This is a genomic window from Bacillus sp. NPDC060175, from assembly GCF_042728695.1.
GTDB lineage: Bacteria > Bacillota > Bacilli > Bacillales > Bacillaceae_G > Bacillus_A.
In genome coordinates this window covers 1-5,593 of record NZ_JBHWYR010000149.1, presented here as the reverse complement: position 1 = coordinate 5,593, position 5,593 = coordinate 1, and the positions used below count along the sequence as shown (strand labels likewise).

Annotated in this window: 4 protein-coding genes and 2 pseudogenes; 2 read left to right on the top strand and 4 right to left on the bottom strand. The window is 30.4% G+C overall.

Going from position 1 to position 5,593, the window contains the following annotated elements:
* The first annotated feature begins 53 nt into the window (after window positions 1–53).
* Entirely contained in the window at window positions 54–395 is a 342-nt protein-coding gene (locus ACFWDE_RS29690; RefSeq protein ID WP_377896290.1) for a MerR family transcriptional regulator, read from the top strand.
* Between the two features lie 720 nt (window positions 396–1,115).
* On the opposite strand, the pseudogene ACFWDE_RS29685 reads toward ACFWDE_RS29690, so the two are convergent.
* Both ACFWDE_RS29685 and ACFWDE_RS29680 read right to left on the bottom strand, forming a co-directional pair.
* A pseudogene (locus ACFWDE_RS29685) lies at window positions 1,116–2,092 on the bottom strand (tyrosine-type recombinase/integrase).
* An 8-nt stretch (window positions 2,093–2,100) separates the two neighbouring features.
* Entirely contained in the window at window positions 2,101–2,709 is a 609-nt protein-coding gene (locus ACFWDE_RS29680) for a recombinase family protein (protein WP_377896289.1), read from the bottom strand.
* A 377-nt stretch (window positions 2,710–3,086) separates the two neighbouring features.
* Here ACFWDE_RS29680 and ACFWDE_RS29675 point away from each other — a divergent pair, with 377 nt between their 5' ends.
* Window positions 3,087–3,797 (top strand): hypothetical protein, encoded by a 711-nt coding sequence (locus ACFWDE_RS29675; protein ID WP_377896288.1) that lies wholly within the window; start codon window positions 3,087–3,089, stop codon window positions 3,795–3,797.
* 364 nt (window positions 3,798–4,161) lie between these two features.
* Here the strand turns inward: ACFWDE_RS29675 and ACFWDE_RS29670 are convergent, their stop codons facing one another.
* A complete protein-coding gene (locus ACFWDE_RS29670) occupies window positions 4,162–4,368 on the bottom strand; it encodes a hypothetical protein (protein ID WP_106080902.1) in 207 nt (68 codons plus the stop codon).
* Window positions 4,369–4,952: 584 nt separating this feature from the next.
* Window positions 4,953–5,108, bottom strand: a pseudogene (locus ACFWDE_RS29665) (Tn3 family transposase); the annotation flags it as partial.
* Window positions 5,109–5,593 lie beyond the last annotated feature (485 nt).

The window sequence follows — 5,593 nt, the reverse complement described above, 5'->3', positions numbered from 1 at the left end:
GTAAAAAATTACTATCCAGATTATAATAGTGTTAGCAGATAGGAGGAAGAGTAATGTTGTGTAAAGAATCAGATAATGTTGGTCCTTGTTTTCAAAATACTCAGTTTTTGAAAAGTCTTTATATAGGTATTGAAGAAATGTCTAGAGTAACAGGAATAACTGAAAAAAAGTTAAGAGATTGGGAGAAAAATGGAATAATATCATCTTTCACACATAAAATAGAAGGTATACGAATATATAACTATTCAAATATTAAAAAAGTAATCTTAATTAAAGAAATTTTAGATGATGGTTGTGATTTAAATACAGCCGTTGAAAAAGTTGAAAAAAGAATCTCAAACATAAACGAAAAATTCAGAATGTTAAAGGGAATATCACCCCATAACATTACATGATTTTATACATATATTAAGACGTGTAAAAATGATACCTGCATAATATCATTTTTACACGTCTTATTTTGAAGGGAATTTCCATATAATAATGATTTTTTATTTTTTTCTGCCATCATATATAATTCCATTAAAGCACGTGAAATTTTAGTGATGTATAATTTCCCTATAATATACTCTCTAATAATATTCCACTAAGCTAATATATATTAAATGCTGCAAATAACTGTGTTGTAGATAATTACCAATATTTATACACGTTAATTGGACAATTACAAAAACTTGAAGACAATTGGTAGCAATTCTACAATTCCATAAATTCCTTAAAAAAGAAATCCTTATATTGGGGGTCACCATACATACCCATCAACTTCCTCAAGTACCAAAAAACGTTATCCTTTATAAATAAGCTAGATTAGAAAGGATAACGTTTTCTTATGAATCTCTCGATTCAAGATGAACTACAACCATTTGCAGTCGAATTACAACGATATGTGACACCTGTATTCTTAGAAGAACTTGCTCTATCATTTGAATTTGAAAGATGTCGCTAGCCTTAATGCCTAAGACTTTCATTTTTTCTGTTAGTGAGTGCCAGGGTTCGATTTTGATGGACTTAGCTGTTCTATCCCGTAAAGTGTACTCGTGAATATAATATGATTTTTCTCATTATATATCCTCATTTTGCGTTTAATTCATTAAAGTTCTGTAGATGCGTAAAAATTACATATTAAGTGATAGATGTGAGTCTGTATTTGCTATGGAGCGTTTATAGTAATCGTAATATCTTTTTAAGGATAAATTAGATTTAAATCTTATTTGCTGCATGATATGTTCAGGGGTATTGTTCCCTTGAATTCTTCTTAAAATATAAGTATTTCGAAAATGTTGAGCAGAAATTCCCTTTCGGAGATTAGCACGTTTCACTTCTAAACGAATCATTTTTTGTATTGAGATTTCGGTTAGAAATTTTGGCGCAACATCATCATAACTCCAATGATATGTCCCACGTGTAAAATCAAAAGCAACAAATAGTGGATCATTACTGTGATATTTAGGGCGTACAGGTTCAGGGATAGTTTTATAATAATTGTATAAGTGTAATTTATCTTCTTCCTTCAAATGAATGCATCTGTTTATTTTTGAGTCTTCAAGAATGAATAAAGTATCATTTTCGAAATGAACGTGTATCATTCGTAAAGAAACAAGTTCTTTTAAAGATAATCCATAATCTAGGAGTAATGTAACGATAGAAATATTCCGCTCTAAGATCATTGGGCGTGTTGATCGTTGTTTTTCTGTAAGGCCTTCTAGTGACGAAATAACTTTTTTAAGCGTCCCTCTTCCTGGAAAGAAACGAAACCCTCCCTACGTAATGCTCGATCAGGTGGATCTATATGAATAATTCCTTCAATTGGGCTTGGTAAATTTAAGTATTCGTACAGCCTATTTAAAACAATATATATACGGTGTACAGTTTTATCGGAGTATTGACGATCGGCTTTTAAATATTTAAAAAATGATTCGAAATCTTTTTTCTGTAGTGATTCCCAAATATTATCGTTAGTAAACCTTTTTGATTGGTGCAGCCATTGAATAAAACTTTTCACATCGTAGATATAGCGCTTAATTGTAGAAGGCTTCCTGCCTTTGTTTAATAAATAAGCGGAAAAGCCTTGCATTGGTTCGCTTGTAATCATACTGATTTTTATCCCTCCCTATTTTCATATCTTTTGACCACTCTGTAAAATGTAGGGCTAGTCATATTGCAATTTTTCATGACGTATAGTGCTGTGACCTTACCTTCTTTCCATTGATTATAGGAATCGATGAATTCTTGAGTTATCTCGGTTTTAGGTCTCCCTAAATGCTTTCCTTTTTTCTTTGCAGCATCAATGCCTTCACGTTGGCGAGTTTTTATCTTTGTCCGTTCCTCTTCAGCAAGCCAAGACAAGATTTGAAGTACCAAATCAGTAATAAGAGTTCCTAAACTATCTTTATATTGAGTTGTATCTAGAAGTGGCATGTCTAATACGACAATATGAGCTTGTATATTTTGGGTAATATCTTTCCATTCCTGAAGGATAGCTTCTTTATTTCTTCCGAAACGATCCAAGGAGTGAATATATAAAATATCATCTTTTCTTAACATGCGTTTTACAAGTTGGTATTGTTCACGGTTAAAGTCTCTTCCGCTCTGCTTATCTACAAAAATATCTCGTTCGTCAGTGATGAGTTGTTTCATTGCTTCGATCTGACGATCCTCATTTTGATCTTTGCTACTGACTCTTATATATCCGAATTTTCTTGTATTCAAAATAAATAGACATCCCTTCAAAATTGTTTCTATTGAAATTATAACAAAAACACTTCAAAAGGTGTAATTAATTATTTAGTACTTCAAAAATAGGTTTTTAAACCTTCTGAAGTACTAAATTCAATAGAGTTTACTGTGCTTCAAAAGGTGTACCTTTTGGTGTATTTATCATTTGGTATTTTTGTATTATTTAACTTTGAATGTTTTTGAGGTGTGGATTCGCAAAGTTTTTTTATTATAAATATTTTTGTTTGTATCTAGATGATTAATAAACGAAATATTCGGTGTATTATTTATCAAATTAATAAATAATACAAATATTTAAAAACATGGTAATATATTCTTGTATTTGTAAAATATTTCTAGGGGGTATTTAAATGATTAGTAAAAAATTTGTAACTGGAACAATTGTATCGACATTATTGGTTCTTTCTGCTTCCCCGTCTTTAGCGGCTGTTAATGAAAAACAAGTACAAAAAACAAATTCTGTTCAAGAGATTCAAAGCGAAAAAAGTGCAGAAATAAAATTTAACAATGAACAAGAGATGTACGACATTGCACAAAAAGCAGAGAAATATTTCGTGAAGAATGTAGATGGTACAATTGCACTTAATGCAACTGCGGAACAACTCGGAACTACTGAGGAAAATTTAAATCAGTATAGAAAAGGTGTAGAAGCTATTAATCTAGCAGTTGCAACTGGTAACGTGAAGGTCAATGTAAATGCGAATACGAATTCATTGGCATTAGAAACGGTTGCTCCTTCAAATCATTCAAGTCTTCCTAGTTGGACATGGGATAGTGATTTTTATGGTTGGAACTTTTATTTAAGTAACTCCGAATCAAAGACATTTGTATATAACTGTAATAAATGGGCAGCAGGTGCAGCTGGTATTGCTGTTATCACTGGTTATGTAGCGGCTATGGGTGTACCTCAGGCTGCGGCAGCCGCGCTAGCGGCTGGGTTAATTTCAGCAGGTCTTTGGTGGGCAGGAAATGAAGTGGATTATAGAATGACTAGTAAAGGAACAAAAATATATTTGAGTAACTGGAATCCAGTAAATATTGTACAAATTTCGGGTAGATAAAATAATATTTTAAAAGAAAACAATGTATATTCATTGTTTTCTTTTATTTAGGAGGTTACTACATTTATGATTGTATTTTTCTTAATATTATCTTTATGTGGATATGTAATTTTAAAATACTCTAATATGTCTTTACCATCTTACATTACGTATTTTTTAACCGCGTTTATCATTATATGTGTATCTATATTAATCTTAAAATTAGATGTTAAACCAGAAATCAAATATACAATTTTTGGTTTTTCTCTCTTCGTTCTTTTGCATAATCTTGTCATAGGAGCAAAAATGTTATTTAAATGAATAATTTTATATAACGAAGGCACTCATTATTTTGTTTGAGTGCCTTCATTATATAAATTATATATTATTTTTTAAATACACTTGGTTCTTCAACCCTAAAGGAAATTACTTCTCCGCAATCAAGACAAAATGTAGTTAATAGTTTAGAACGTTTCCCACCTTTGAAGATTGTACTATGTATATTTTCATAAATATACGCATGATAACCGTATCCTACTTTTCCTTCTTTAAGATTAGTAGATCCACATTTATCACATTTTGAATTTTGCATATTGTAAACCTCCTTTTCTATAATATTATCATGATTTTTATAAGGGGATCGTTTTTAAAAAAATATTGTATTGAAAAATAATTTAAGATACCTCTATCCCGATAAAATACAGCAAAGACCGTGCGAGCTTCGTCGATTTATTCTAAGAGGCGTGTGTTCTTTATAAAATGATTGGATTTTACGATAGAATATTGTTTAAGGAATTTTAAAATTAATATTCGGGAGCTTTAGTTGCAGATTATCCTTTCGGAATTATCAAACTTTATTATAAATTGCAGTTAATATTATAGAATAAGAGAGCTTATTTTAATCAATCTTTAATTAAAATAGGCTCCTTGTATTCATTGGTAAATGGGGTAGCACCACATCGCCATCAAGCTAAAATTTTATAGCACCCCCAGAACGAAATTTTGTGCTAACTTGTAACAAAATAGCTCATTTTTTCGTTTTGGGGTAATTCTGAATTCTTAAGTTGATGGGCATGTGGCGATACCCCAGACACAAGTTGGAGACATTTTAACCTGTTCCCTGTATGTTAAGGAACTGGTTATTTATTTTACTGCTTTTTTTATAGAATTTTTGTATCATAACGGTCTAAAATTATTGAAATTTGTTTTTTCATTTAAGTTCCAAACATAATTACCTGTCAACGTGATATGTTCTCATCCAAGTGGAGATATATGTTGTAAATATTCTTCTGGAATGTCCACCCCTTTAGTGCACAAAGAATCTACTGCACGTTATATGTATACGGTAACCTCAAGTAGTTGTTTATATAATATTTATAAAATGTAAAAAGACATGAAAATAGGAACTAATTTTATAGTCTAAAATAATGAATTATCTACAGCGACAGTTCATTTAGTACCCATATTTTTGTCTCAATATGCAGATAAGAATATGGATACTTTTAAAAACAACAAAACAGGAAACGAACTTGTTATAATCGAGAAATTTAAATATATGAGTTAAATGAATTTTAAACAAGAAATTATTAATAGCTTTTATCAAAAAAAACATAAAAACCTCTACCTATAGATAGAGGGCATTCAAAAAAATCATCTTTCAGATAGATGTTCTAAAATAGTAGGGATGTTACAATCCTCCAGTAAGTAAGAAAATAAACAATAAATTTATACTTTATGGGGGTTTTAATTTGAATACTCAAGCTTGGATAATGATTGGTGCATTTTTAACAATTGTATTATTAACACAAATCGGAAGA